This is a genomic window from Lacrimispora sp., assembly GCF_032078915.1.
GTDB lineage: Bacteria > Bacillota > Clostridia > Lachnospirales > Lachnospiraceae > Lacrimispora.
The window spans coordinates 1-24,405 of sequence record NZ_DAMAUN010000071.1 but is presented as its reverse complement, the minus strand read 5'-3'; the positions used below and the strand labels follow the sequence as shown (position 1 = coordinate 24,405).

The window sequence follows — 24,405 nt, the reverse complement described above, 5'->3', positions numbered from 1 at the left end:
CGGCGTTTTCCATAGCAGAAGCCAGTTTAAACCACAACTGGTGAAAAGCAGCTTCTTCTATTTCTATAACGTATTTATTGCTTGTTCTAAGTTCCCTAAGGCCTGTTCCAGAATAGACCGTGGGCATGCGATGTTGATCCTTTCAAATCCTTCCCCCACCGGGCCGAACATGGCTCCGCTATCCAGCCAAAGTCCTGCCTTTTTTATGATCAAGTCTTCTCTCTCCTTTTCTGTAAGGCCCAGTTCCCGAAAATCCAGCCAGACAAGATAGGTCCCTTCCGGTTCTATAAGCTTAACCTTTGGTATTTTTTCTTTTAAAAACTCCCGTACATAGGAAATGTTCGCTTTTAAATACTTTATAAGCTGATCATGCCACTCTTCTCCATTGCGGTACGCCGCTTCACATGCGGTTAAGCCCAGGGTATTAAGCTGACTGTACCCGGCTGCCGCCACCTGTCTGCGGAACCTCCGCCTCAGCTTCTGATCTGCAATAAATATATTGGAAATCTGCAGGCCTGCCAGATTAAAGGTCTTGCTTGGGGAGGTACAGGTAATGGTCCTGTTTTTCAGTTCTTCGCTAAGATTGGCAAATACCAGGTGTTCTCCCTCTAACACAAAATCCTGATGAATCTCATCGCTGACCACAAGAATATTTCTGCGAATACAGATTTCCCCTAATTTTTCCAATTCCTCCCGGCTCCAAACTCTTCCTACCGGATTATGAGGACTGCATAATAGAAATAATTTCACATGGAACTCTTCTGCTTTTCTTTCAAAATCTTCTAAATCCATGTGATACTTGCCATCTTCTCCAAGATACAGGGTATTATCCACGACCACCCTGTCATTATCCTCAATGACTTCGCTGAAAGGATAATATACCGGCTGCTGGATCATAACCCCATCTCCCGGATCTGTAAAAGCCTGGACAGCCATGGCTAAGGCGAATACAACACCAGGTGTTTTGATCAGCCATCTGCTTTCCACATTCCAGTGATATTTTTTTTCCATCCAGTCCCGGATGGCTTCAAAATATTCATCCTGGACCTCGCTGTAACCGAAAATCCCATGGTCAACCCGCTCATGAAGGGCCGCCAAAATCTTCTCTGATACCTTAAAGTCCATATCCGCGACCCACAGGGGTAAAAGATTTTCCGGTTTTCCCCTTCTTACTGCAAAATCATACTTAAGGCTGTTCGTATTTTTACGGTTTATGACCTCATCAAAATTAATTGTTTCCTTACACATAAAATATTCTCTCCAATTCTCTTATCAAATCTTCTGAATCCTCAATCCCCACTGATAATCTTAAGATCCTGTCGGTGACGCCATTGGCGGCCAGAACCTCTTTAGGCACATCGGCATGAGTCTGGGTAATCGGGTAAGTGATCAGCGTTTCCACGCCTCCTAAGCTTTCTGCAAAACGGATCAGTTTCACCTCTTTTAAAATACGATGGGCCAGCTCCGTTGTCTCCACCTCAAAGGTAACCATGGAGCCAAATCCCGTGGCCTGCTTTTTACAGACCTCGTGTCCTGGATGAGACTGGATTCCGGGGTAATACACTTTTGTGACCTTCTTTTCCCGGCACAGCCATTCCACAAGCTTTTTGGCATTCTTCTCCCCCCGCTCCATCCGGATTCCAAGGGTTTTAATCCCTCTTAATATGAGCCAGCTATCAAAAGGTGCCAGACCGGAACCGACCGTCTTTATGATAAACCTGAGCCTTTCAGATATCTCTGCCGAGGAGGTGACCAGAAAGCCTGCAATGGTATCATTGTGGCCACCCAGGTATTTGGTTCCGCTGTGGACAACAATGTCAGCTCCCAGCTTCAATGGGTTTTGAAAGTAAGGGGACAAAAACGTATTGTCCACGATCAAAAGCAAATGGTTCTTCTTTGCAATCTCTGCCAGCTTACCAATGTCTATGACATTCATCATGGGATTTGTCGGAGTCTCTATGTATATTGCTTTTGTGTTCTCACCGATCAGGTTTTCAAATTCTGCAATATCCCCCCGGGAACAGTCTACGGAACTGATCAAAATCCCGTTCTTCTTGCTGATATTATCAAACAAACGGATGCTCCCGCCATATAAATCACAATCGGTTATCATATGGTCTCCAGGCTGAAACAGTTCCATTAAAGCAGTGATTGCTGCCATACCACTTGAAAATGCCAGAGCATCCACTCCATTTTCAAGGGAAGCCACCACCTTTTCAAGCTGCTCTCTGGTTGGATTCTGCAGACGGCTGTAATCATAACCGGTGCTTTCCCCGATTCCCCTATGAGCAAAGGTCGCTGTCTGGTAAATAGGAAAGCTGATGGCTCCAGACTTGTCTGTAGCAACCCCTTCCCCATTGCCATATAAACATTTTGTAGAAATCCCGTATTCCATATTCATACCCCTCTTTCTCAATTTGGAATCATGCATCTGTTCTTTCCTTTAGTATACCAATGGAACGCTGTCAATGGTATTACTTAAAAGCAATCACCTGCTATAGTTTCTTTCTATTGCTAAAGAATTTTATTTCATGGCTTGAATACCTATTCAACCCATGGTAAAATAGGTATTGATACACAAAATTGTTTTGTAAGGTGGTATACTATGAAAATATCGACTCGCGGCCGCTATTCCCTTCGCATGATGATTGATTTAGCGGAGCATTATAATGAGGATTTCATTGCCTTAAAGGACATTTCCGAAAGGCAGAACATTTCTAAAAAATATCTTGAACAGATTGTTCCTTTTTTAAACCGCAGTAATCTGCTCACTACCTACCGTGGTCACATGGGCGGATATAAGCTGGCAAGGCAGCCTTCCCAGATAACCATCGGAGATATCTTGCTCAGCTCAGAGGGAAGCTTAAATCCTGTCAGCTGCATGGACAACGATCCAAACATATGCTCCAGGCAGACAGACTGTCTGACCCTTCCCATCTGGCAGGGGCTTTCAGAAGTTATTGCAAATTATTTAAATGGCATTACCCTGCAGGACATTCTTGACAGGTACCAGGAGTCTCCTGAATATTATATTTAGGGGAGTGAAATCTCAAATACACCAGTCATATTTATGAGATTTCCTTTTAAATCAAGGATTCCACAGCTTTATTATGGGTGTAATTATACCATGAGGAAATGGAAAATGAAGGAGCGTACCCCATTTGTACCCCATCAGTATTTTTATGCATAAAAAGGGCTGTTGTTTCAGCCCCTAAAATGCACCCGCTATCATCTCCATTTCCTCAGCTTTGGTTGTCGGCAGAACATGGGAATATAAGTCCATGGTCATTGACAAGGTAGAAGGTCCAAGTATCGTCTGGAGCGTCTGAGGCTTCATTCCATTTTCTATGGCCCTTGTTGCGAATGTATGCCTGAAGCAGTGGGGTGTGAATCGTTCAAAAGGAATATCCGCTTTATTGATTTTCTTTACAATCCGGTCTATCTCAATTTGCACCCTTTCCCGACTGATCGGCGTTCCATCGGGAAGATGAAAGATATATCCGTCCATTCTTAACACCTTCTCCCCGTAAACCTGTTTTTCTCTGTCAATAATGGCTATCATATCCTTTGTGAGGGGGATATCCCTCTTTGATGTGGTTGTCTTAGGGGTATCATCTAAAAAGCCTTTCCCAACAATATATTTTAAAGTTCTCTGTACATGTAACACGCTCATTGACTTGTCCACATCTGACAGTTTAAGCCCCCGGATCTCACCGCCCCTTAGCCCGGTTCTGATTGCCAGAGCAAACATATTATACAAATAGCTGTCCTGTGCATACTCCATGAAAATGTCCTGCTCTGCCTTTGTAAATACCCTATGTTCTTCCTTAGCCTTTCCTTTTGGCAGTGTAGCTAATGGTACTGGGTTCCGCTCAATCAATCCATTTTTCATAGCTTGCTTTAAACACCCATTAAGAATAGCAGCTACAATCCTCATACTGGACAAGGTAAAACCCCTTTTCTTCAAATCATTATAGAATTTCTGAATATGCTCGCCCCTGATATCCACCAGCTTCTTTTTCCCCAGACCTTCCTTGATACAGCAATTGAAATAATCATTGTATGATATGATCGTTCCAACCTTTACTTGATTTTCCTTGTACTGCTCAATCCAAGTCTTGTACCATTCGCCCAATGTTAGCTTAGTATTGGTTATAAACTCCCCGTGTTCCAGCTTATACCTTAAATCGTTCATTTTCCTTTTAAGCTCTGTTAAGGTGTCCGCATAGACGGAATAGCGCTCACTTTCATATTGCACACGCCCTTCATACTTCCCATTGCTCCGCTGCCTGGTCCCAGGCGGTAACGTCTTCCCGTTCTTATCTACTGCCATATTGTTTAACTCCTTTTGGAAAGGCAGCTACTAAAAAACACTGTATGCTGCCCTCCTCAATATTTTTCTACATCAAACGATCTTTTCCAAAATTCCACACAATAAATACCTATGGAATGGTACGCTCCCTATTGCTATATATCCAGATAGCAAACTTTGTGAGCTTTTTATCTATTTTAGAATCTATAAAATCCAAAAATGAATCAAACTCCACTTCTGACATTTTCATCAGTTCATCTATTTGGATATGTTGTCCTTCGATAATATGTGTGCTTATGTCTCCATTTTGATTTATCATCTCACATTCTCCCCTCATATTCTTAGTTATCCATGGCCTAATGCCACTTATTTCTCCCATTCAACTACTCCATAGCCTTATCATAGCTCCCTGTTATGCGGTTGTACTGTTTAACAGGCCAAGAAATCTTTTTTGCCTGAATCTGTTACTGCCAGTTCTTTTTTAATTCTAATCGTCAAGTCAACAAGTTTAATAGCACAATACTGTACCGCTTCTTCATGCTCTAAGTCCTTTGAAATTATAGACTTTACGGTTTCAAGATCGTCAAAACTTAAATCAATGAACTCCATAACCATACCTTTGATAATTTTTATATCATCTTTTCTCATTTTCAATTGTCCTCCTCAGCTTTAGATTGCAAAGTAATAATTCTATGTTATAATTAAATTATCCTTATCGCATTGGTGTGTGGTCGGGTTTAATTTTTTTATTAGCCCTGTGCGTTTGCCGATGCATGGGGTTTTTACTTTGGTGTGTGGTCCGGCAGCAGGTCTATGTAATTGCCGTTACTCTCTGCTGCCGGATCTTCTTTTATTAGCCCTAGTCGCTTACGATCTATTATGCTACCGTAAAGCGCTTACCCTCTGTCTGCTTTAAGTACTGGCTATATAGGGCTTCATGCTCTTTTGGGAATGCCTTGCTGTCAAATCGGTTGCCTATAACACTCTTCCACCTTACAAGGAAGTTTCCTGCTTGCATTTCCTCCGCTCCTCTGGCTTCCAGCTCCTTCTTGATTTCCTCTTTCAGTTCGTCCGCCTCCAGTTCTAAAACCTTCATCTGCTCCTCTATTGCTTTCAGCTTCTTTACTCTGTTTTCAATGGCTCTTTCCCCCATGTTGCAATTCTCCTTTCCTTCTGGTGGATTATTTACCGGACTATTGTTCGCCAGCCTAGGCACCTCTTCACCGGGATTGAATCCTTATACCGTTCTGGTAATCTTCCTTACTATTGATTGCTTTGGCTCTCTCTCAGGGATATTGGCCGGAATTTCATAACCTTTTCGGAGTTATCGGTACTTTGCTGTTTTTTATCTCGTGATCATATATTACTATACATAGTACGTTTTATCAATAGTTATACTTACTAAAAACAGTACGTTTTTATAGGCTGTATTACTAAAAATAGTACGAAATTACATTCTTGACTTTCTTCTGTTTTCTAACTATAATTAGTAATATGTGTTACTATATATAGAAAGCAGGTGTAACAATGGCAAATAAAACAGCAGAACCCGTATATATCAATTTCCGCAAGCTCGACCGATTACTAGAGGAGAAAGGAAAGAAATGGCAATTTTTACGTGACTCTGGTATTAGCCCAGGAATCGTTGCCAAAATGAAAGATGGGTCAGGTCACACTGATACTAGAACTATACAAAAAGTATGTATGCTATTAAACTGCCAGCCCGGCGATATAATGGAGTATATTCCCGATGAACAAGACTCTTAATAATCCATATAATTTTAATCAAAAGAATGAATTTTTTCTTTATATAAATATTGGAAAGAAAACTTCAATCTATAAAAATTACACCATGTGGCATGACTATGTATATCAAAAATACAGTATGTATAAGTCTAGCCCTAAAAACTTAACGAATTTTAAACATTATTTACTTCAAAAGAAAACGTTACTTACAGCCTCAAGTTCGATTTATACTAATAGTACAATTCCTTTGATTTCAATTATTATTAGCATTATGATGACTTTTATCTTTTCCTTAGTCAGCGTTATTAATAATTACAATAATGATTTGTTTACAACATTGGATAAAGACTATATGCTTCAATTGGGTTATGATTTAGACATGATAATTTCTTCTATGGATCAGACCTTTATGTCTTCTATACAATTCCATATTGTCGGTACCTTCTTGTCATTAATAATCGGTATTTGCTTCTTTTTAATTGTGCAAGACAAAATCCAAGCAATATACTTAAAAACTACTTTTTTATCAGATTACATAGACATAATAGAAAAACTCCTAGATGAAACCACTTATTCTGATACTATTTGATTACAATGTATGTATTTGTTCTTGACAGATCATTCTTATGGTGGAGTTCTCCACCATGACAGCCCAAAATTTAGCTGTCCTTTAATCTGGGCCGTGCAAAACCGCGTTGTAATGTGTACGAAGATCCCTCCCCAGCATTATTCAGTTTTCGGAAGTTACTAATTGTCACATCCGAATTTTTCAGTTTTATGACTTACTATAGCCCGGTGATGTTAATAAGTTGTGGTCGATCCAAACAACTACTTTTGAACACCAGCTTGTATACTCCGCTTTCTGTAAGGAAATTCTCTCCGGTATTGTGTAATTTTCTAAAGTCAATATCTTAGACATCCGGATTTTAGATCTTAACTGCCTGCTTTCTGTTCAATTTTGATATTGCCATCCTTACTGAACTTTCGCCCATATCCAGACACTTCCCAATGTGATAAGGATTGTAATACCTGTCCATTCACTTCAATTATCATCTCCTACGCTCGTCTTCTGGTATTACCTCGAAGCGAAGATCAATTTACCATCCCTTCATTATGACTGTGCAAAATTGCGTTGCCCTTTACACGGCCGGATTTTCGGCTCTGTTCCAATTACTTTTTCCGTTGCATATCAAAAACTGCTGACCAATTTTAAAGTGGAGAACTCCATCAAGATTTCACCATATTGAGGAGTCCGAATTCTATGCTATAAGAACTACCAAGTTTTTCAGTACAACGGAATTTTCCGCTCTACATGCTTTGGATTTATTCCCAACAAGTCGGGAAAGAAACCCTGAGTAATAGTCCTTAACTAATTTGGGGACTGATTTGTCAGTATAATGGATTTTTCCATGCTATTCTATTTTGCTTCTATACAAAATTCTCTTATAAAGAAATACTGCATCACAGCCTTATTTGGGGTTCTGACCTGCCAGTTCTTCAAGTAACCAAAGTTGAGAGCAACGAAACAGCCCTGGGTGACATGTCTTCTTGTTAAAAGTGTTTACTGGCATACCTATCCTTTTTGCTAATCCGTCATTTGTTAAATTATTACGAGTCTTTGCTGTAGCAATAAGAATTTTCATGTCATCATCACGCTGCTGATAATAGTTTTTTTTAGGCATCTTTTCTCCTCCTTATTTGTGATATCCATAGTATTATCACCAAAAAGATTTTTAAGTTGCTCTCCTATTAACTTTTTGTTTAGCTCCATATTTTCTCACAGCCGAATTTTCGGCCGCCAGACTTCCCAAACGATTGAATCTATTTCACATAGCTTTTGACTATATAGGCTGTACAAATGTCAACATGTACTTTTAGTATCTGCCAGCTTATCCCCGTACCTTTAGGTACAGACCCGGTAACAACTCCCTCTTTCTTATTAATACATAATTTGGGCAGCGGAATTTTCCGCCACGAGAATACCGAACGTTGCAACGGTCCTTTCCAAGCGTTGCATACAATCGTTACACACAAGACGAACGTCTTGACGGCCAGACTATTTGATATCTTTCATGGAGAAATTATGGATTGTAGCTCCGCTCAGAAGGCGATTTGAGATAGATTCATTGCTTATGCCTGTTTTTCAAAAGTACTAAATACTAAGATGATTTTAAGGTTGCCCTTTGGTATGCATTTGCATTACTGGTAAGCCCTGACGCTTCTATATCATTTGGATTCCCCGGAAAATCTATATAGCCTTTATCCCAGTCATAAAAGTATCTATCAATGTCATACAACTCACATACATAAAGGAAAATATTCTTTTCCTGCAGTACACTTCTGATCGTCCGTCTTAAATACCGTTTATTTAAAAAGATTGCTTGATTCCGCATATTTTCCAATGCCTGTAATTTCAATAGCGTCATTACCCATTCGTCCTCATTTTTACCCCTGGGTTTCGGATAATCGCCATAATAAAAGGGGACTTTTAGAACGATTCCATTTTTCATTGCCACACGTTCCATAATGTACCTTATATATTTTTTTCCTCCTTCTGTGGAATGCGTAAGGCCGCTATATATTGAATACGGAAGACATTCTCTGCACAACAATACCTTTCCGTGCAAATAGAGCTTTACACGCCTGCTGCCGCATTTAGGGCAACATAAAAAAGGCTTTTCTCCAAATCCAGTTTTTTGATATGTTATTTTTACATGGAATGGCTGATCGTCAATGGAAAGATATGCATTAGATTGATCTGTTCCTGGGTACTCCGATCCTTTTATAACTTCCATCACATTTTTTACATCAATGTAATGCATATCTTCCTCCTTTTCCCAACTTAATGGGAATTTTTATTTTCTCCCTACTTTCATTTCATCTCGCTCTTCTCTTTTACCAGATTGTCTGCCGGGTAGTTTTCTATGTATTTTTCCAGGTCACTTCCACGAATCTTTCTACGACCCAAATTTAAAACCGGAAGCCGCCCATTGGTAATTTCCCTGTTTACAAAATCCTTATTAACCATCAGGAGTTCTGCGGCCTCTCGGACTGTGTATAGCGGCTTATATGGCTCTACCATCTTTCTTACCTCCACTTTTAGTGTTTTTATTTGTTACTTTATCTTCATAGCTTTAGACTTTCATTTCTAAAGAGAGATTAATTGGTGGTAGTCTCCCTGTTACTTTTAATTCGTTTAATAAAATACCTCCTTTTGGTTGCTTCCATATTCCTCCAGTCTTATAATGTACTTACAGGCCGCGCAGAGCTGAGTACGAAAGAAAGGAGAATTCTTATATGAATTGGGGCGAAACAAAAGTATTTACCTGGGGTGAATTATCATCATTAACTTGGGGAGAAATCGCCTTGGATAAATTTGAGTTGCTTAAGTCTCTTGCCAAAAAACCTGATACCCCAGATGAAGTGCTCACAAAGCTTGCAGACCTTTGCGACAGCTTTGTGGAATCTTATATTCAGTTAGATATTAGTAAAAAATATCCAGTTAAATATATTCCCTCCCATCAAAGTGACAGAATCTCAAAGGAGAAGAAAATTCTCTTTGTAATAACAACCCTGGCAATACCATTACTCACTTTGATTAATGATTTTTATGGCAACATGAAGGATTCTGGTAATATACAGAATACGACTATCAACAACTATAATATTCAAATTCAGGAACAGGACGTTCATGAACTTACACCCCTTATTAATGAATTCCTCACTAATTCAAAAGAAGAAATAAACAATCTTCCTAGCGAGGAAACCAAAAACCAGGAGAATTGACACTACATTCCAGCAAAAAGTAAATAATCGTTCTCTTTCCCTCAGCCTTTGAACTTCCGATTCGAGGGCTGAAATTCTTCTATAAAGAGAAAACTCTTCCGCTGACTTTTTTCCATCCATTCTCGCACACTTCCTTTCAATGTCTCTCTAAATATGTATACCCCGCTAATGATGGGCTGTGGTCGGTGTAGTCGTCTAGGGGGTTGTTTTGCATGGGTTGTCCTCCTTATCCGAGCTTTTCTGTTTCAATTAATTCACGTGCTCGCTGTTCAGAAAGTCTACGTTCATTCTCTTCATAGGCTTCTAGGACAGCTTTAGTCCATCGCTGCTGATATCCGGGTGTTAGAATAAAGACTACCTCTGGCTTTTCATGTTTTCTTTTTCCCATAATCATTCCACCTTTTTTATACGCCTTTTTAATTAATTATCGGGTATAGATAAAAATGATACAGATGATATATCTTTCTTTCGCATACCGATCTCGTACTATTTAATAGCATTATATTCCATTGTAGCAATCCGCCCTGTTCATGACATCATATTAAAATGTCAAACGGACAAATTGGCCTTATGCCATTATCTCCCTATGGAGTTACTATAAAACATTGCAACCATCTGAATGAAAGTAAGGGATTCACCTATATTAGCATGTGCTTTATACTTGCTCCTTTCCCCTGATGATCTGTAATATTTCCTGATCGCTCAACCCAAGGATTAATACCAAGGTCCATAAATCGTCTAACCTCATTATTTCAGGGTGTGCAAAACGATTGTACAAAGTACTTGCCGGCATGTTTATCCTCTTTGCTATTCCCTTTACGCTAATTTGTTTAATCTCCATTCGATTTTTAATTGTCGCACGGGCAATTAGTCTTTTTTGTTCATTATCGGTAAGTTTTACTCTTGGCATTTTTTTGCCTCCTTCATTGGTGATAATTCCAGTATATCACCGAACAGGATAATTGAAAGTCACTTAATTACAGCTACATATTATCCCCTATCATGCCTCAAAATGAAGGGCAGCTCTTTCCGTTGCACTGGTCCATGTATGGTTAAACCTATCTAAACCAGTTCCTCTTATACCCATGTTGTAAATTTCTTCTGTCTCTGACAGGAATGGCCGCAGTCTTCTTGCATTACTAGGTTTGCGCAGTTCTCGTAATGCCTTATTTTGGTCCTTCCGAATAGCTTCACGCCAGACCCCAAAAGATTCCCCGATTGCATCTAAAGTCATATTTTCCTGGAATCTTTTACGGAGAATTTCCGGCTGCCGCCCCGGCAAACTATCTACACATTCCCATAGTACCGTAGAAAGCTGGTCCTGCTGCAACCGGTCAAGCGTTTCCTCTTCCATATTTTCAGTCGATGGAATACCATCACCCGTTGAAAACCCTTCCTCTTCAAATCCCATTATAGGAGCGTCCAGGCTTACCAAATTCTCCATGCAGGCATTCTTATGGATATCTTTTACCTGGTCTATACTTAAGCCCATTGAAGCGGCTGTTTCGGCTTCTGAAAGTTCACGACCATATTCTTTCACAAAGGAATCACTGAACCGGTTATACTTCCGTAATCTTGCCTGGCTTCGATAAGAAATCCGCAGACTACTAGAGTTTTTTTCAATGTATCTCCCCATGGCCTGTCTAATCCATCTCTCCGCATAGGTAAGAAATTTATATCCAGTATTCGGATCATAACCGTCAATGGCATCGTACAAAGCGAGATACCCCTCCTGCTCCAAATCCTCTATTTCTTCCTGTCCCCGATACTTCCAGGCAATAGAGCTAATAAAGGCTTTTACCTGCTCATACAGGACAAGCATATTTTCCTCCGGGTCTATACCAGTCTTGATTCTGATCACAAGTTCCTCGTTGGTCATATCCTGTTGCCTCCTCGCTTCCAATATGCTTTAATGTCATTTTTCATTCATTCAGGCACTCTCTACATAACACTTCATTTTCCCTTAGTTTTTCCAGATTCATCTTTAGCAGCTTCCTTCTTATCTCTGATGCTTAATAATTTGACTTCCGCCCTGTATTTATGATCCTTCCAAGGGCTTCAAAAGCTTTCCAGGGATCAAGTGTACCAACAGTAGTGACAGTATCTTTCATAATATCACCTTACTTTCTGATAAATCATCTTATATTTTACAGACCGGCTCCCTTCCGGAGTGGAGTTCTCCACCCTAAAAAGTAGTTAACTCAGCCGAATTTTCGGCTCATTTTTTTTGTTTCTGATTATGCTTTTTCTATCCATTATGTATCAGCTTCTTTAGTTCTTCTGTGGTTAGGCCTTCATAAGGATTATTCGTCTTGATCTCTCCGGATAATTCCACGTTCTGTTTATCCCTCCATGTATCAGGCTTCCTATTCTTTAGCCAGAATATCTGTGCCGTTGTGTCGGGAGGGATATATATTTCCTCATCAGCAAATTCTATATGCTCTTTCTCACTTTTCCGTTTTCCCGCTTCGTAGAGTACTTCTTTCACCTTTATAGCTTTTTTGATTGTTCTGGTAAACCCGGTGGCTTTTTTAAACAAAGCATTTTCTACCTCTATATCTACAACTTCCTTACCCCTTTTTAAGGCGTCGGATATGTCGGGGTACTTCTTCTTCCAAGTATACAATGTATCTCTGTTAACCCCGATATTTTTTGCTACTTGTTCATCGGTCAATCCATCACGTGCCCATGCTTCAATCAGTATCAACCCCTCAGTAGTCAACCAATATTCATATTTTGCTATTAATCTCACCTCCTTTATTAGCCTTATTATGTGGCTTGCCACTGGTGGAATAAATTCCAAGCTCTTTAGCAATCTCTGCGCAATCGTAAAGCTTTGGCATGTCCAGCTTGTCCGTAATCAACGGTATTCCAAAATCGATGCCCGCTTCATTCTTATAGAGGTTGCTCACTGCAACGGCGATAAAAGTTGAATTAACTCCAGCTTCTTTATATGTATCTTTCATAATCCTTGCTGCCATGTTTACCGATGAGAGGGCCGGACGCTTGGGATCTGTAGATTTTTCCCTCTTTGGGATTCCTTCTCTGATAGAATCCTCCATATCATGAAACCGATTGATATATCTTGCGGTAAACTCTGTTCCCTTGATTCCTGTCAGCTTGTGGGCGATAAATTCACAGCCTTTTTTTGTTACGTCAAAGCAAGGTAATGATCTTCCCGTGCTATCCTTGTAGTTGTTTTTTTGAAAAAAGATACTCGGCTGAATTTTCAGCTCAGCTAATTCCCCGAAATATCCTCTAATATCTGCAAGTAAATTTTTGTGTTGTTTACCTATCATTTCAGCAACTTCCAATGATGTTAGTACCTGTTCTAATCTTTTCATTTCAACTTTCCTCCTTTTAAAACAGTTTAAAATATGTACACACTGCCACTACCAATCCAGCAACCACTACTGTAGCTATGGGGAGCATTATGTATTCTGTCAGGGCCAGTGATGGGCTGTGGTCGGCGTAATCATCTAGGGGGTTGGGGATTTGCATGGCTTGTCCTCATTCTACCCTCCATACAAATCCATTCTACCCTCTATATATTGGGGAATAAGTCTTATTAGTTTCCTGTCATTACTTCCAAGGACATAGTATGTATAGGCAGGAAATTATGCGTGACCTTTTGTACAATCAACCGCCGGTTCAAACTAATATCCTCTATGTTTCCATAAAAGCTATTTCCTGCACGTATCCTTAAATCTCCAAAACATTCTAATTCCAATGTTTCTCCTTCATGGTTATATACTTCTAACATTTTATTGGCACGATCTTGCGCTTTTGCAGCATTATCAATATTGGAGGATATTTCAAAAAGCTGTAGGATGCCATACTTTTTTGCTGACTCCGGGTCTATTGCAGATCTGATATCAATCTGACCTGCTGATTCATCACCCCAACCAATTTTTATAAGGTTATAAAAATCACCATCTATGGTTTTCTTCCAGGTGTATCCAGTACATAAGCTATCATCACCAAGCACCAAAGGAAGCTGTAAATTACGCATGTTCCAGAGGCATATAGAACCGTATTCATCACGCAAGCAAAATAAATCATGCACTTCCATTCCATGGTACGTCTTATATATTGACTCTATGACCTGATCTAACCACGACTTATCCATGACAGCTATAGGATCAAGAATATATCCTGGATCTTCCACTGTTCCGACTGACAAAGAAAGATATGTGCACATATTCTGAACCAGGTTTTTAAGTGTACCATTTTCAAGGACAATAATTGCTTTTGTTTTTGTATAACGGAGCTGATCATAAGCCTTGAATTTTACAATTCCATCCTGGCTTCCTGATACTGTAAATATTCTCCCCATAAAAATACCATTGGCCCCATTGTTATCTGATAATCTAACAATATCGCCATTTTCTATAATTAACCCATCACTGATATAAGAAACATCTAAGCTGCCTGCTCCATTGTTTAGAGCCTCGCTCCATGAAAGTTCTGTACAGCTTCCAGTTATATCATAAATCTGGCCATGTGTTTTTACTAATAATTCCACTTCTAATACTCTCCGCTATTAATTAGAAAAGGTTTTCCTGTTATTTCCAATATGTAGTATTCTTGCCCTCCATCATTACGCAAAAGCACCACTTTATCACCGCTTACAAGTTTGTTTTTCAGATTACCTTTAACCATACTCATTGGTATTGGAAGCCGGTCGCTTATTACAATAGCAGAACCGTTATATACTCCAGTATTAATCCCGGTTATCTTTCGGTTTTCAAGGCATCTATCTGCAATTTCTTTTATTACAGCATGTAATTTACTTGCTCCAATGTTATCATTCATAATTCTCTAAAATCCTTTCTTTTTAAATTCAAGGCCTGCACCATTGATTTATATATCCCATTACACCTAACCACTACAGCCCCCAATCAATTTTAATCTGATTCAGAAGCTTCATCTCCTCAGATGTGTCTTTCCCAGGATTACTATCTGGGTGATATGCTTTGGAAAGCGTCCGGTAAAACTGCTTAAGAGTGGCTTTACTCTCCTCATTTCGTTGACCGCCTACAGAACCAAAGCTACCGGAACTATTTCTATTGTAGTTACTGTAAGAATCTTCATAATACCTACGGCTTTGTTCCCGGCTCTTTTGTTCGTAGTTTATTTTTTCTAAGTATTCCTCCTCTATCTCCTTAAGCCTTTGAGGGTTCTGTAACACTCCAAAAACGTCATAGCACTGGTCATAAGCATTAGAGCCTACGGTTCCATACCTTTCATTAAACTCGGCCTTACTGACAGCGTATAGAGTCGTTATACGCTCATGCTCTTCATGAACCTTAAACTCCTCTGTTTGAGCAAATTCAGCTTGGATATGTTCTTTAAGCGGATTCAGCTTCTTTTCAATCAGATCATATAAGAATTCTGAAGAACAACATAAGGCATCTACCGCAATATTTATTCTTGAATCTCCCCAATCATATAAATTGAAGGAATCATCTGCTATACTGTAATAATTCACAGTACATACCACAAACTGCTTTTTCTTAATCCTTCCAGCTTCCCGATAACTTTCATGAATGCTAATTCGATAGGCTTTCTTAATCGGTCTTTCAAATCGTTCCGTGCTGTAACAATAGCCGTAGTAACTGGGTATGACATTACTTTCGGTAAAGTAAGTTTCTATCCGTTTAGGGTACCCATTCTTTTGCATCCTCCTGGTTTCAATTTCCTGAATAACACAGTACATCCTCTTTCCTTTCCTGTAGTTACTGCGTTATAAACCATAATAACCACGTTTTTTACTACATATTATTTATTTCTTTTTGCTTTTAAAAGAATCCTCCTGACAGGTAGTAACCTGTATTCTTTCCTGGCTTTGCGAACCAGTGCCATAAATGGCACTCTCTGACGCATCTCTTCTTGGATCAACTCCCGGGCACTGACGCTTTCTGGAAACTGTAACGACTCTGCTTCCCTATACAATTTCTTCAAGCCTGAATTACTCATATCCCGCAAGACTTGAACAGCAGTATTAATATTGGCATTTATGGATTCCTCAGAACACATCCATTTGAACGCATCACGAAGAGTTTCTTTGCCAATGTACGATTCCAGAATATCCCGACACACCATAATTCCCTCAGCAGTAAGGCAAAGTCCTGGCATATTGATAAAATCGATATGCACGTCCTCCATGTCAATAAGATTTGCATCCGCTATGCGATCACAGCACAGACCGGCCCACGTTTCCACCTTACCTATTCTTAGAAGGTTATACACACTAATCATTGGCGGGCTTAAGTCCCTCCTTGCTTTGATTGCTGTTAAAGCCCTTTCTCTTGCTGATTCCATTGTTTTTTCTCCTCTCAATCGCTTTTTCTGCTTAAGGTTTTTCCGCATCAAGAAGGCCTTGAATAAATTTTCTATTCGCTTCTGCTGCCTTTTCCCTACGAATACTGCGCTCCGGTATTTTTACCTCTGTAGAAATCGAAACAATCCGGTCCACAGACCTATCGTCCATTTTCAGTTGCTCGGAATCGCAATTACTTGTAAATATGGTCGGAAGAAATTCCCTCTTGCGATAATCAATCAAACGGAAAAGAGCATTGTCAATCCATTCCTGTTTTCCGGTCTGTGCGCCTATGTCATCTAAGACCAAAAGCCGGGCCTGATACAAAGATTCAGTTTTTTCCTTGCTCATGTCGCTTTTGTCCTTAATCAGTTCCACAAAATCAGGCACCGATATAAATTTCACTGGAATGCCGTATCTTTCTATGACCTCATTGCACAGGCAGCATGCCAACATTGTTTTACCGGACCCCTTAGTCTCGGAGTATATGTATAACCCGCGGCCTTGCTTTTCAAAAGCCTTGAAATTGACGATAAAAGCATTCACGATCTGCCGTTGAAGATTGACATTCTCGCCATATATATCCCACTGGAAATCTTTGGCTCTTTTATATACATACTCTGGAGGTATCATGCTTTGACTTCTTCTCGTTTCTATGCCCTGTACAGTTCCATCAGGTGACCAAAACGGCTGTGTCTCGCCATAATTCGGTATATTGTAAATTACAAATGCCCCACCTGGTACAGCATCTACCGACTTAACCAATGCTGACACCATATTTCCTGCGATAGTAATCTGCTGTCGACTCCCCACCGTTAATTCCATCTGCGTTCTCCTCCTCTCCTTGCTGCTGGTTAAGATATCCTTCAAACTTAGTTCCGAATAATGTTTCCGGCCTTAGGTACTGCTCCATCTTTCCGCCCTTCCACTCCGCTGTCTTTTTATCTATGACATTCTTAAAATCCTCCAAGGTATATCCTTCTGCAAATCTGGCATTGATATGGCCCTGTGTTGACTTAGTCTGCCACCTGTACCCCTTGCCGGTTTTGCTGTTAAGATAATCAATAATTTCCTCAAAATGAGGCTTCTCGACTATTTCTTTAATATCTTTCTTTAATATCTTTCTTTTTTGGGTACAGACGTCTATACCTGGTGTAGTACAGACGTCTGTACCTGTAGAAGTAGTGATATCTATACCTGGTGTAGACGTCTGCCACTGTGGAGGTAGAACGGACCACTCATTAATGTGTTTATTCAGCTTCACTTTCCTGGGACTATTAAAGGTTGATTGCTGCGTTATCACAATCACTTTCCCCTCCTGTAAACTGTTTATCACTGCAATTATGCTACTCTTACTGAGCCCAGTGCCTTTAGCAACAAAACTATTAGAAAAGTCACATTCCTTACGTCCAAACCCATAGGTATTTCTTATCAGGCAAAATAGTATTCTTAGCTGAGCGCCGTTAAAATCAGCATGAGAAACAGCTTCTAATAGCTCATTTGCTATCCTGGTGTAACCACCCTCCAATTGGGGACTGCTCATCTTCGGTCACCTCCTGCTGCCGTAAGAATCTTCTGGCCGAACGCAGAGCCTCAAAAGTGTTATTCGCCCGGTTCTCTAAGGTCTTTATGAACTGCCTGACTTCCCGTTCATTGCTCGGAAGGAAGTAACCGCCTCCCTCCTGGCAAGTAGAAAGAATTACTGCGCCGGCTTTTCTCTCTCTGGCGATCTCGTGCTGGAGATCCCTGGTACTGTTAAATCCAAGATATGTACACAATTCCTGAGCACTAATAGCATTTTCCTTACCAACTGGTAGGGCTTCCGTTACTACTAAAGGTAATATTTTGTTAGGTTCCGCAGTTGCCGCTGCTCCCTGTGGTGTGCGATCCTTGGCTTTTTCTATTAGCCCAATTCGTTTGCTATCATGCATAATCATGCCCCCGTTAATTCATTAAGGTACTGATCAATCTTTACCCGGTCCCAAAGGACGCGTTTTCCGACTTTTACTTTAGCTCCAATCTCTTCCCCCAACTTCATAGCATTGTTACGCCCCAGGTTTGTGTAGGCACGTAACTCTTCCGTATCCATCAAACGGCTTTCTCCTGATACTGTATTCATTGCTCTTAGTCTCATTTCAATTTCCTCTCTTTCTGTTTAACTTTGTTTAAATAATGGTTGATATTAGTCACTGTTCATAGTATTATATTAACATAAACGTTAATTTTAAGCCATCAACTAAATGGACCCAATATAAAGTTAAAAGCCTAGGAGGATTAATAATGGACAAAGACGATCAAAACCCGTATATTCGTAGAGTTCAGGGCGAAAGAATTAAAGAATGCTTAAGGGAACGAAATATAAAAAGCAGTAAACTTGCCGAAGAGTTAAACTACACACCCCAACATATAAGTTATGTTATAAATGGAAAAAGACGACTGACCAAAGATATGGCGATATCTATTGCAGATTATTTGAACAAAACATCTCCAACTAAGACGCAGTTCATAGAAATGCCTTACCATGAGCTTTCTGAAGAAGACAAGGAAGAATATGCCGATGATATTGAAAATGGCTTTGTGCCCATTGGTTATGATGATTTTGATGATTTTGATTATAGATATTTATTGTGTGAAACAGATTGCAAGACTAAATTTGAGCACTTCGAAACGCCTCCCAATAAAGATATAGATACTCTATTTAAAAATGGAACCAAGGCCATTCTGCACCATTGTGGCTATGACTTAAATATGAAATTGTGTCCTGATATCACACTATTTAAAAGCATAAGCAGTAATCCATCTTGTTCATCTCTTATTGAGGGGTTTAAAAAGACACTATTAGAAGAAGAGTACTCTAGCCAAATAATTCGCTTATCGGATGGCAAAACCATCAATTTATTACCAGCCGAATTATATCAGTTATTCCAGGATTATATAAAAGCCATTCTTAGTATAACTGAAAGAGAAATAGAACGTAAAGCATGGTATGATCAGCTCAAATCCACAAAGTAAAAATGCACCTTATCTTTCCTTTGATAATTTGCATTTTCCACGGAATTAATAACAAAACACTTACCCCCTTGCTTTAGTATCAGATTTTTACAAACAAAAGAGCGTAGGAACAAGTATATCCAAAACTGGACTATCCTATTCCTACGCCTTGATATGGCTTCCAGGCTATGACCTGGGATATTCGTCAATATTTTGTTTGCTTTTATATATTAAGCCAGATAGGGAGGGTATACAAGCAAAATGTCTAATTATAACAGGTCCTTTTTAATGCCATGATACCGAATACATCAATGCTTCAAAACTTAGGATTTACATTTATTAATATTCTTTAAATTCCGCCAAATAATTCCGGAAGTATTCATCCTTTTCTCCAAGCCATGTAAACATCATTAAAATTTCAAGATTCTTCTTTTTTCCTTTCAAAAATGGTTTGTTCCCAAATTTACTATAATAACTATTTATGTTAAACAGATTTTTCCTTTTTTTATAATTGTATTCATAGGGAGGTACATTATATGGATCGTTTGATTTAATCTTACTGCCAGGAGGCCACATATCAACATTGTTATCAAATTCGTCTAACAAATATTTCTGAATGGCAGCGGCTAAATTTACATTATACTTAATATATGTATCATTAAGCCATGCAGTAATCCTCTCAGATATCTGGGGAAAACCAAAGTATTCATATTCTCTTTTTGTAACTACAGCATGATATTCTTTTATAAACTGATATAACCTTTCCGTTTCATCTTTTAAACACGGACGTTTCTTTATCAGCTCAGCATAGCAATTATAGGATATTGTCCTAAAATCGCTATCTTCAAATGCAAGAAGAAATTCTGATGTATTATCACAGTATTTTTGTATTGTTTTATTTACCTGATGTCCGGTTTCATCATATATCGTCAAAAACAAATTACAAAGTTCAGGAGAATACGCTCTAAGAGCTTTCGCATATTTATTAAACCGTTCATTTTCTTCTGCTGAGTGATTTTCAGCACCTTCCAGTGGAAGATAATTATCGAAATATTCAAATATGTAATCTATGGACTTTTTAATGTTACTTAACTTTTGTCCCATATCAAATTCATTTAGATGATCTTCCGCTTTCCTTTTAGCTATGTATTCTTCTAACCTTATCAAACTAAACCTCTTTTCTAAATTATTATAGCATTGAAAATCCTTTACAAAAGATACATTACCATCTTGTCCAATTACCACCAATACCAAATACAGCATCGTCTACAGAAAGACGTAAGAGTAAAGAATATCCATAATTGGAATCCTAATCCTACGCCTTGATTTGGAGTCCTGGCCGTAACCTAGGGTGCCATATCAGCATTCTGTTTTTTAAGATGCGTTTTGGGAAATGTTATAAGCTTTTTACATATTCTTCTACAACCATGCTAAATTTCACGAAGAATATTAGATCTAGATCTATCCTTCTGTAATTTTCGTAATAATATCTCCAATCTACAAATGTTTTTCCTACTTTTTGCAGGCAAATATTAAATTCTTCTATTCCATACTTAGCTCTACTTTCGTTCAATATCTCAATTACTTTTTCTGAAATATTATTTTTGTCTGATTCTGGCAATTTATTAAATAATTCATCAAGCAAGTGATTTCTTTCTACGCTTATTCCTCGCTTAGCTGCCAATGCTTTTAAAGCCAATTCACAAGAAAACGCATCAAGTACAATCGCAGGTACTATTGAAGTATCTAAACTCACTCCCGATTGTTCGGATATTTTACGTTCTTCCAGATACAATACCATGGCTGCATTTTTGAAAGTCGCCATAGCTGCCTTTATGTCTTCAAATGATTTTTCCATATACAAATCCCACCTTTTTCATTCATAATACCTCAAATTCCTCCAAAAGAAAAGTGCCCATATTAATGTAAAGCTCAATTGAGCCTCTGTGATGGAGAGATCTTAAAATATCAAGATATTTCAACTGTGAAATTCAAATTTTCAAAATATAATTTCAAATAATCTAGAAACCCTTCTAGCTTTTTTCCTTCAATTAATGTTGATAATGTTAGACCTGCGTTTGTTAGCATTACATTTCCAAAAGGAAAACTGGGCTCCTTTTCATCAGGTGCATATATTAATACATTCATGTCTTGATACCTCAATTTTAATATGTTACTATAATTTTCATCACAACAGACTAAGTCATCTTCTTGACAGATAAGTCCTAGGGCTTCAAGATCCCTTAATAATTCATAATTCAAGCCATTATTTATTACCATGTCATCATTAAAATCGTGAATAAGTACTAGATTAACTGCACTCTCTTTACTATTAACGTCTTGAGTTATAAAGCCACATAAGCACTCAAATGCTTTCGCATCTCTTAAAGACATAACTGATAAGATATGTATTAATAGCTTAGGAATGGAACTTCTTCTATTGCACTCATTTGCCAAAATCTTTGCCCATAAAATCTTTGCTTCAGAAAGATTAATATTCTTAGCATGCTCATAAAAATACGAAAACCAATCATCATCTATATCTTGCGGCTTTGCATCTTCATTCAACTGTCGGATTGCCAAATGTACAATATCTGTTATATTGCAATACTCTTTCAACGTTTTTCTTGCTTGAGTTATTAAAGCCGCTTTCATCAATGGGGGCATATCTTCTTTCTCTTCAAGTTCTTTTATATAAAAACTTATAGCACGTTCTCGGTTCGCACTCTTACCCTTAGGCATTGCCACCCAACATGCCGCCTTTTCCATTTTATCCATAAGCGCAATTAAAACTTTTGATAATGGTTCCAAAGCTTCCTTATCAATCTTTATCAACGATTCCATGTGACATCCCCCCTAAATTTTTTCTTCCATCATACACCAAAATTTGCCAAAAGAAAACACCCATCGACTAAAAATCGACAGGCATTTTCAGAAAAGGAGGGTTCACTACTTAAAACAGGTTATATTTCTTTCTAGACCAATCGGAACACCCGGATTCGGACCGGGAACTCCCTCAGGGGGAAGGGCGATGCCATCATGTATTCCGTACTCCAGTGTTGCATTTTCCGTTCAACACACTGACTTATATACACCGCTTTCTATCTGATTTGAAAAACCATGGATTACACCTAGCCACCTCAAGCCTCGTCCTGATCTGGTGTGAGTGTAACCAGTTCGTATATCTTCTTGCCGTCTTGATCCAGTTAATACCACTTGTCACCAGAAGCTTGCAATCCCTTAACCATTGCCCCATCTGCCCCCGGGTAATAGCAGTCGCCCTTGTACTGATACCAGGTGTTCTTGACCTTTACCGTAAAACCCGTACCACTTACCGTCTGCATAGACCCAATCATTACGAACCGGCTGGCCAGTATTCCCCAGATAATATCTCCAACCGCCGTCCTCCTGGAAGCCAACCGAATTTCTTTACCTGGACAATGCTCCAATCTGGCCGCCCATATCCCATGATCCTGCTTTCTGTCAAGCTATAAGACTTCAGTCAGACCTATCCAACGTTCTCAATCGTGTCATGGGCCCCCGAAAATTATAACCTGTACTATTTAATCATTTATACATATTTGGAACACATTGGATGCTTTAAATTATACCCCATTCATACCCCATCAAGGATAGAACATGATAAATAATCATAGCACAAAGCGCCACAAAAATACTGATTTTCAGTATTCCGTAGCGCATGATAGAACATGATAAACAATCCGAAAATGAATATTATATTTAGGTGATTAATAGATATGCTATATTAGAATTACAAAAGGAACAACCGCCCCAATATAAGGGGTTGGCAACAAAGAAGAGAGAAATCCACCTTCTACTGCCAAGTGTACAGACTCTTAAAAGTCAGATTCTCAGGTCTGGCTTTTAGGGGTCACCACAAAGTTTACGAGGGTGTTTTTCTATGCCCATTTCTGGAACTTTATAGAAAACCCTATTTACAATTATAAATAACAGGTAAGTAATGCTAAAGGAATGTACCAATCAATGGAAACTGAAACGTCACGGAAATACTGAATTTCAGTACACCGTGACGCAGATAAACCGCTATTAAGCTTAGGTTGGAAGATGTTTTTCTTTCAATCTGATCAGCTCCGCTATATATTTTTCGCCAAGGATACTTAAGGGCATCTTCTTCTTTTTTATATATCCGATTCTCATCTTATCATCGGTATTAAGAGGAATTGCCCTATATTCATCTCCATTTAGATCTTCACAGATAATCCCGGAGCACAGGGTATAGCCGTTTAATCCTACCATGAGATTTAGGAGTGTTGCCCTGTCATCTGCCTTTATGATCTGCTTATATTCATAAGTGCTGAACACTTCTTCCGCCAGATAAAAGGAATTATTATTTCCCTGTTCAAAGGACAGGCAAGGATAATGCTTTAAATCTTCAAAATCGATCAGCTCTTTTTCTGCCAGTGGATTGCCCTTCCATAGAAAAACGTAGATCCCGCACTGAAATAACTCCACAAATTCCAGTTCATTATCATTAAAGATTTTTTCAATGGCTTTCTGGTTAAAATCATTTAAGTACAGGATCCCTAATTCGCTTTTCTGGTTCCTCACATTTTCAATGACTTCATAGGTTTTGGTTTCGTGTACGGCAAATTCGTAATCATCCATACCGAATTCCTTTGCCATATGGATAAAAGCCTGAACGGCAAAGGTGTAATGCTGCATGGATACGCTGAATTTCTTCTTAAACCTTTCCTTCTTTACGAACCTCTCTTCCATCTGGCGGTACTGCTCCAGCATCTGTCTGGCATATCCAAGGAATTCCTCTCCTTCCGGAGTGATCACGATTCCCCTGTTTGAGCGCAGAAACAGCTTAAGGCCGATCTCTTCTTCCAGATCCCGGATGGTGCTTGATAGGCTGGGCTGCGTGATAAACAGCTCGGCAGCCGCCTTGTTCATGGATTTTTGAGTTGCAATGCATATGGCATAGCGAAGCTGCTGTAATGTCATGGAATCTCCTTTCCTCTTTCTTGCCCACGCTCTTTGGGCATAAAGGTATACCCGAAGGGTGTTTCCTCTTTCTTGCCCACGCTTTTTGGGCAGATCTTATTGCCAAAGTTTTTTCTCCCTGTACCTAGCGCTCAAAGGGCTGCCATAGAAGTATGGCAGCCTGTTTTTGATTCTGTTAAACCTGACGGTTATTGAACCGCCTTAAATGCTTCCTCTAAATCTTCTATAATATCAGCTGCATGTTCCGTTCCTATGGATA

The 24,405-nt window shown here is 39.1% G+C and carries 32 protein-coding genes; 5 read left to right on the top strand and 27 right to left on the bottom strand.

Annotation, left to right across the window (positions count from 1 at the left end; genetic code table 11):
• Nucleotides 1-63: 63 nt before the first annotated feature.
• Nucleotides 64-1,248: a MalY/PatB family protein gene (locus RT269_RS22380; protein ID WP_313185934.1), complete on the bottom strand. Its 1,185-nt coding sequence runs from the start codon at nucleotides 1,246-1,248 to the stop codon at nucleotides 64-66.
• Nucleotides 1,241-2,395: a trans-sulfuration enzyme family protein gene (locus RT269_RS22375; protein WP_313185932.1), complete on the bottom strand. Its 1,155-nt coding sequence runs from the start codon at nucleotides 2,393-2,395 to the stop codon at nucleotides 1,241-1,243. Before RT269_RS22375 ends, RT269_RS22380 begins: the two co-directional genes overlap by 8 nt.
• Nucleotides 2,396-2,605: 210 nt before the next feature.
• Between RT269_RS22375 and RT269_RS22370 the strand changes: the two genes are divergently transcribed.
• A complete protein-coding gene (locus tag RT269_RS22370; protein ID WP_313185930.1) occupies nucleotides 2,606-3,037 on the top strand; it encodes an RrF2 family transcriptional regulator in 432 nt (143 codons plus the stop codon).
• Nucleotides 3,038-3,211: 174 nt separating this feature from the next.
• On the opposite strand, the gene RT269_RS22365 is transcribed toward RT269_RS22370, so the two are convergent.
• The 4 genes from RT269_RS22365 to RT269_RS22350 form a co-directional block, all read right to left on the bottom strand.
• Entirely contained in the window at nucleotides 3,212-4,333 is a 1,122-nt protein-coding gene (locus RT269_RS22365) for a tyrosine-type recombinase/integrase (RefSeq protein ID WP_313185928.1), read from the bottom strand.
• A 109-nt stretch (nucleotides 4,334-4,442) separates the two neighbouring features.
• Complete coding sequence (locus tag RT269_RS22360) at nucleotides 4,443-4,691, bottom strand: hypothetical protein (RefSeq protein ID WP_313185926.1); 249 nt, start codon at nucleotides 4,689-4,691, stop codon at nucleotides 4,443-4,445.
• A gap of 50 nt (nucleotides 4,692-4,741) precedes the next feature.
• Entirely contained in the window at nucleotides 4,742-4,960 is a 219-nt protein-coding gene (locus tag RT269_RS22355; protein ID WP_313185924.1) for a hypothetical protein, read from the bottom strand.
• Nucleotides 4,961-5,189: 229 nt separating this feature from the next.
• Nucleotides 5,190-5,465, bottom strand: coding sequence for a hypothetical protein (locus RT269_RS22350; protein WP_313185922.1), 276 nt, complete (start codon nucleotides 5,463-5,465; stop codon nucleotides 5,190-5,192).
• Nucleotides 5,466-5,839: 374 nt separating this feature from the next.
• On the opposite strand from RT269_RS22350, the gene RT269_RS22345 reads away from it, so the two are divergent.
• Nucleotides 5,840-6,079: a helix-turn-helix domain-containing protein gene (locus RT269_RS22345; RefSeq protein ID WP_313185920.1), complete on the top strand. Its 240-nt coding sequence runs from the start codon at nucleotides 5,840-5,842 to the stop codon at nucleotides 6,077-6,079.
• Nucleotides 6,063-6,647, top strand: a complete 585-nt coding sequence (locus RT269_RS22340) for a hypothetical protein (RefSeq protein WP_313185918.1) — start codon at nucleotides 6,063-6,065, stop codon at nucleotides 6,645-6,647. The genes RT269_RS22345 and RT269_RS22340 overlap by 17 nt, the downstream gene beginning before the upstream one ends.
• Before the next feature lie 880 nt (nucleotides 6,648-7,527).
• Here RT269_RS22340 and RT269_RS22335 read toward each other — a convergent pair.
• The 3 genes from RT269_RS22335 to RT269_RS22325 form a co-directional block, all read right to left on the bottom strand.
• Nucleotides 7,528-7,740: a hypothetical protein gene (locus RT269_RS22335; RefSeq protein ID WP_313185916.1), complete on the bottom strand. Its 213-nt coding sequence runs from the start codon at nucleotides 7,738-7,740 to the stop codon at nucleotides 7,528-7,530.
• Between the two features lie 477 nt (nucleotides 7,741-8,217).
• Nucleotides 8,218-8,880: a hypothetical protein gene (locus RT269_RS22330; protein WP_313185914.1), complete on the bottom strand. Its 663-nt coding sequence runs from the start codon at nucleotides 8,878-8,880 to the stop codon at nucleotides 8,218-8,220.
• 50 nt (nucleotides 8,881-8,930) lie between these two features.
• Nucleotides 8,931-9,140 carry a helix-turn-helix domain-containing protein gene (locus RT269_RS22325; RefSeq protein ID WP_313185912.1) on the bottom strand — a complete coding sequence of 70 codons (210 nt, stop codon included), beginning with the start codon at nucleotides 9,138-9,140 and terminating at the stop codon, nucleotides 8,931-8,933.
• 215 nt (nucleotides 9,141-9,355) lie between these two features.
• Between RT269_RS22325 and RT269_RS22320 the strand changes: the two genes are divergently transcribed.
• Complete coding sequence (locus tag RT269_RS22320) at nucleotides 9,356-9,844, top strand: hypothetical protein (protein ID WP_313185910.1); 489 nt, start codon at nucleotides 9,356-9,358, stop codon at nucleotides 9,842-9,844.
• Between the two features lie 226 nt (nucleotides 9,845-10,070).
• On the opposite strand, the gene RT269_RS22315 is transcribed toward RT269_RS22320, so the two are convergent.
• The 13 genes from RT269_RS22315 to RT269_RS22255 all read right to left on the bottom strand — a co-directional run bounded on the left by RT269_RS22315 (nucleotide 10,071) and on the right by RT269_RS22255 (nucleotide 18,300).
• Nucleotides 10,071-10,232: a hypothetical protein gene (locus RT269_RS22315; RefSeq protein WP_313185908.1), complete on the bottom strand. Its 162-nt coding sequence runs from the start codon at nucleotides 10,230-10,232 to the stop codon at nucleotides 10,071-10,073.
• 267 nt (nucleotides 10,233-10,499) lie between these two features.
• Nucleotides 10,500-10,754 carry a hypothetical protein gene (locus RT269_RS22310; protein WP_313185907.1) on the bottom strand — a complete coding sequence of 85 codons (255 nt, stop codon included), beginning with the start codon at nucleotides 10,752-10,754 and terminating at the stop codon, nucleotides 10,500-10,502.
• A 90-nt stretch (nucleotides 10,755-10,844) separates the two neighbouring features.
• The gene (locus RT269_RS22305) at nucleotides 10,845-11,723 is read right to left on the bottom strand and encodes a sigma-70 family RNA polymerase sigma factor (RefSeq protein ID WP_313185905.1); all 879 of its coding nucleotides are present in this window, start codon (nucleotides 11,721-11,723) and stop codon (nucleotides 10,845-10,847) included.
• A 369-nt stretch (nucleotides 11,724-12,092) separates the two neighbouring features.
• Nucleotides 12,093-12,587 (bottom strand): transposase, encoded by a 495-nt coding sequence (locus RT269_RS22300; protein WP_313185948.1) that lies wholly within the window; start codon nucleotides 12,585-12,587, stop codon nucleotides 12,093-12,095.
• On the bottom strand, nucleotides 12,574-13,188 hold the full coding sequence (locus RT269_RS22295) for a Rha family transcriptional regulator (protein WP_313185904.1): 615 nt from the start codon (nucleotides 13,186-13,188) through the stop codon (nucleotides 12,574-12,576). Before RT269_RS22295 ends, RT269_RS22300 begins: the two co-directional genes overlap by 14 nt.
• Before the next feature lie 224 nt (nucleotides 13,189-13,412).
• Nucleotides 13,413-14,369, bottom strand: coding sequence for an XkdQ/YqbQ family protein (locus RT269_RS22290; protein ID WP_313185902.1), 957 nt, complete (start codon nucleotides 14,367-14,369; stop codon nucleotides 13,413-13,415).
• 2 nt (nucleotides 14,370-14,371) lie between these two features.
• Nucleotides 14,372-14,659, bottom strand: coding sequence for a DUF2577 family protein (locus RT269_RS22285; RefSeq protein WP_313185901.1), 288 nt, complete (start codon nucleotides 14,657-14,659; stop codon nucleotides 14,372-14,374).
• Nucleotides 14,660-14,732: 73 nt separating this feature from the next.
• Nucleotides 14,733-15,563, bottom strand: a complete 831-nt coding sequence (locus tag RT269_RS22280; protein ID WP_313185899.1) for a hypothetical protein — start codon at nucleotides 15,561-15,563, stop codon at nucleotides 14,733-14,735.
• Nucleotides 15,564-15,625: 62 nt separating this feature from the next.
• Nucleotides 15,626-16,168: a hypothetical protein gene (locus RT269_RS22275; RefSeq protein WP_313185898.1), complete on the bottom strand. Its 543-nt coding sequence runs from the start codon at nucleotides 16,166-16,168 to the stop codon at nucleotides 15,626-15,628.
• A 31-nt stretch (nucleotides 16,169-16,199) separates the two neighbouring features.
• Complete coding sequence (locus RT269_RS22270; RefSeq protein WP_313185897.1) at nucleotides 16,200-16,991, bottom strand: ATP-binding protein; 792 nt, start codon at nucleotides 16,989-16,991, stop codon at nucleotides 16,200-16,202.
• Nucleotides 16,924-17,709 carry a conserved phage C-terminal domain-containing protein gene (locus RT269_RS22265; RefSeq protein ID WP_313185895.1) on the bottom strand — a complete coding sequence of 262 codons (786 nt, stop codon included), beginning with the start codon at nucleotides 17,707-17,709 and terminating at the stop codon, nucleotides 16,924-16,926. Before RT269_RS22265 ends, RT269_RS22270 begins: the two co-directional genes overlap by 68 nt.
• Complete coding sequence (locus RT269_RS22260) at nucleotides 17,663-18,097, bottom strand: hypothetical protein (RefSeq protein ID WP_313185894.1); 435 nt, start codon at nucleotides 18,095-18,097, stop codon at nucleotides 17,663-17,665. The genes RT269_RS22265 and RT269_RS22260 overlap by 47 nt, the downstream gene beginning before the upstream one ends.
• Before the next feature lie 2 nt (nucleotides 18,098-18,099).
• Complete coding sequence (locus RT269_RS22255) at nucleotides 18,100-18,300, bottom strand: hypothetical protein (protein WP_313185893.1); 201 nt, start codon at nucleotides 18,298-18,300, stop codon at nucleotides 18,100-18,102.
• 146 nt (nucleotides 18,301-18,446) lie between these two features.
• Here RT269_RS22255 and RT269_RS22250 point away from each other — a divergent pair, with 146 nt between their 5' ends.
• Nucleotides 18,447-19,178: a helix-turn-helix transcriptional regulator gene (locus tag RT269_RS22250; protein WP_313185891.1), complete on the top strand. Its 732-nt coding sequence runs from the start codon at nucleotides 18,447-18,449 to the stop codon at nucleotides 19,176-19,178.
• Between the two features lie 318 nt (nucleotides 19,179-19,496).
• Here the strand turns inward: RT269_RS22250 and RT269_RS22245 are convergent, their stop codons facing one another.
• From RT269_RS22245 to RT269_RS22225, 5 genes are all read right to left on the bottom strand, one after another.
• Nucleotides 19,497-20,324 (bottom strand): hypothetical protein, encoded by an 828-nt coding sequence (locus tag RT269_RS22245; protein ID WP_313185890.1) that lies wholly within the window; start codon nucleotides 20,322-20,324, stop codon nucleotides 19,497-19,499.
• A 229-nt stretch (nucleotides 20,325-20,553) separates the two neighbouring features.
• Nucleotides 20,554-21,015, bottom strand: a complete 462-nt coding sequence (locus RT269_RS22240; protein WP_313185889.1) for a HEPN domain-containing protein — start codon at nucleotides 21,013-21,015, stop codon at nucleotides 20,554-20,556.
• Nucleotides 21,016-21,125: 110 nt separating this feature from the next.
• Nucleotides 21,126-22,001, bottom strand: coding sequence for a DUF2806 domain-containing protein (locus tag RT269_RS22235; RefSeq protein WP_313185887.1), 876 nt, complete (start codon nucleotides 21,999-22,001; stop codon nucleotides 21,126-21,128).
• Nucleotides 22,002-22,363: 362 nt separating this feature from the next.
• On the bottom strand, nucleotides 22,364-22,606 hold the full coding sequence (locus tag RT269_RS22230; protein ID WP_313185886.1) for a hypothetical protein: 243 nt from the start codon (nucleotides 22,604-22,606) through the stop codon (nucleotides 22,364-22,366).
• A gap of 625 nt (nucleotides 22,607-23,231) precedes the next feature.
• Nucleotides 23,232-24,146: a LysR family transcriptional regulator gene (locus RT269_RS22225; RefSeq protein ID WP_313185885.1), complete on the bottom strand. Its 915-nt coding sequence runs from the start codon at nucleotides 24,144-24,146 to the stop codon at nucleotides 23,232-23,234.
• Nucleotides 24,147-24,405 lie beyond the last annotated feature (259 nt).